The 2,589-nt window shown below is 36.4% G+C and carries 4 protein-coding genes; all 4 read right to left on the reverse strand.

Annotated features, from left to right (window positions below; all coding sequences use genetic code 11):
• Positions 1-276: 276 nt before the first annotated feature.
• The gene (locus AC1EU2_RS18620; RefSeq protein ID WP_480299774.1) at positions 277-501 is read right to left on the reverse strand and encodes an HTH-like domain-containing protein; all 225 of its coding nucleotides are present in this window, start codon (positions 499-501) and stop codon (positions 277-279) included.
• 116 nt (positions 502-617) lie between these two features.
• Positions 618-899, reverse strand: coding sequence for a hypothetical protein (locus AC1EU2_RS18625; RefSeq protein WP_480299775.1), 282 nt, complete (start codon positions 897-899; stop codon positions 618-620).
• A 495-nt stretch (positions 900-1,394) separates the two neighbouring features.
• Positions 1,395-1,943, reverse strand: coding sequence for a hypothetical protein (locus tag AC1EU2_RS18630; protein WP_480299776.1), 549 nt, complete (start codon positions 1,941-1,943; stop codon positions 1,395-1,397).
• Positions 1,944-2,076: 133 nt separating this feature from the next.
• Positions 2,077-2,526, reverse strand: a complete 450-nt coding sequence (locus AC1EU2_RS18635) for a hypothetical protein (RefSeq protein WP_480299777.1) — start codon at positions 2,524-2,526, stop codon at positions 2,077-2,079.
• Between the last annotated feature and the right edge of the window lie 63 nt (positions 2,527-2,589).

Here is a 2,589-nt window from a genome sequence, read left to right on the forward strand (position 1 = left end):
CATGCCGAATGCACTTAGGTCGATAGGTGACCAGCAGCGTAGCTGACTCCAGTAGCCCAGGTTGTTTCGAACACTGAACTGAAAAGAATACGAGCACGAGCTTTTAATGTTTTTACCATAGACACCTCCTCATCGTTGTCTGCCGTGGTTGATAGAACCAGTTGGATACTTAAATATCGAATAAGCACAAAAATAAGGGCTACGGAGCCAACAAACGCCCAAGGAATTGAACCTTGACCTATCTCCCCCATCAGCCTAAATACACTCAGCGTGAAGTTATTTTACCACAACATATCGCGACAAATTGCGACCTTTATTGATCTCAGTGCCATAAGTTTCAGGAATGCCAGCCAATCTTGCAATGTCCTTTGGAGAGTAACCACTCTCTGTAATTTCTTGAGCATATTTCACTCCAAACAAGTGAACCATCGTCGCAGTTTCACCTTTCTTTGAATCGAAATACATTTCTTTCAATTTGTCAGATAAATCATTTTCGTTCACTCGATATCTCCTTTAGGCATGTAACGCTTTAGCTAATGGGCGCGCGGCTTTTTGCGCGTCCTGTGAAGGCCGTCTTTTTGGCCGTAACGAAATTGAGCGAATTGTTATACGGAATATCACGCATCATTTTCAGTGTATTCAATCACTCTATTTGTGACAGATAAAACCTTATTTTTAGGTATCTTTTGCTTTCCCAACAATCCAATTATAAAGTCCTGGGCTTCAAACACCTCAAGAAAATATTCAAAGCCATTCTTTATAGCTTCTGCTTCACCTTCTTCAGGTTCGTGTTCAAGAACAACATCTGACTCAGGTGTTATTGATGAGCCTGACTTTATCCATATGGTAAGATCATCATTTTGGTCAAAAATATTTTCAATTAAATCATAAAGTTTCATATTAAATTACGTATAACGTAATGGTTATCGGGCAACGGCTTTTTGTTGTCCCGATCAACCTGTTGTTACATGATCGATCGTAATCAAACATGTACATTTTAATTAACCAGTAGCATTTATTTGAAATGTTCACTTTCATCAAAAGTGTTAAAGGCAAAAGAATAAATTAGCAGCGGCGAGAGAGAACTTTTACTAATAGCGTGAAGGCGTCCGTAACAACAAAAGGATTTTGTTTTGCGGCGCCTTCGCGCTATTAATGAGTACAGTCCAATAAATCGTCTCGTCAACTTCAATATTCTCTTTGCGCTCTTTTTCCAAACTTAACTATTAGTCTATAATTTATACAGTTACTTCTTCTTAAGTAACCTTGCAAAGTTTTGACTTTCACGCCATGTAACGCCCGCATAACAGGCAATTACTGGTTGGCTAAAATCCGAAGCGCAGCGTAGGAGCCAACCAGTATTTGTCCAGTTGATGCACTTGTTAGGTTTTTACTTACTCATTGAATAACTCTAATGCATTTTTTAGCTCATTTTGTTTTTTACCAAACTTACGAACTAACTTTTCACTATTAGAATCTATGAAAGCTCGCAACTCTGTTAACGAGAAGTGAACGTCTGCAAAACGTTTGCACATATCTTCATGCTTTGGTGATTCTATTTCTGAATGATTGAATCTGTAAATAATTTCATTTAATGACGCATGATGATGAAAACATTTCAGATAATTCTTATTTAGCTCTAGAAAATAAAGAGATTGAAACATATTTAATTTATTAAAAAGAAGTTCAATCACATCTTTTTGACTATTCCATTGCTCAAAACCGCCATCAGATTGATGCTTTAGGTAAAGAGAATATCTTTGGTTTTGCAGTTCGATTGTTTCTAATAACAAAAGGTAAAGCTCTTCTAGCTTTCCTCTTAAAAGTTCAGATCGAGTTCGCTTTTCAAGAAACCATTGATTCAATAAAACAACAGAGATCGCAATAAGTGAACTGAGTATTGCTGTCCCTATTGTGATGTAAATGGTAGGCACTTTGTCCATAAGTGATTTTATCTCGATAGTTAAACTAAAACCTAACGCCCGCTTAACAGGCAAATGCTGGTTGGCTAAAATCCGAAGCGCAGCGTAGGAGCCAACCAGTATTTGTCCTTGTTGAAGCGCTTGTTATAAGCGATTACGACCACACTATATTTTTACCAAGCTTTTCTATTTGAGACTTAAGTTCAGGCATGTGTTCGTAATCTTTAAATTCAATTTCATTATCTGCAAAAGTACATAGTTTTATTGATTTTATTGTATTCTTTTTTAATTCAACTTTTGCTTTAGAAAGACTGTTCCATTTTATTATGGTTTCAGACTCTTTAGTAGCTAAAACGAGCCCTTCTTTTCTGACTTCGACCCACTCATTTTTATGAATTTTCGCAAACTTTTTAGCATTAAGATAATTAATTAAAATGCTTATTGGCATAAAAATAAGAAAACCACCCAAAATTAAATGTTTACCATGGTTTTCATCTGGATAAAACAAATAAAAAGCCAAAAAAATAAGCGATGCTTGAGCCAGAACATAAAAAGGTTCTCTAAATCTACGTTTGAGGCTTTGCTCTGAAAGTTTAAATTTCATCTCACCCTTTTGATTAGCTTATAACGCCCAAATCAGGTGCGCCGTAGGCGTCACCTGGATTTG

This window comes from Parashewanella sp. 2304DJ23-3, from assembly GCF_056591695.1.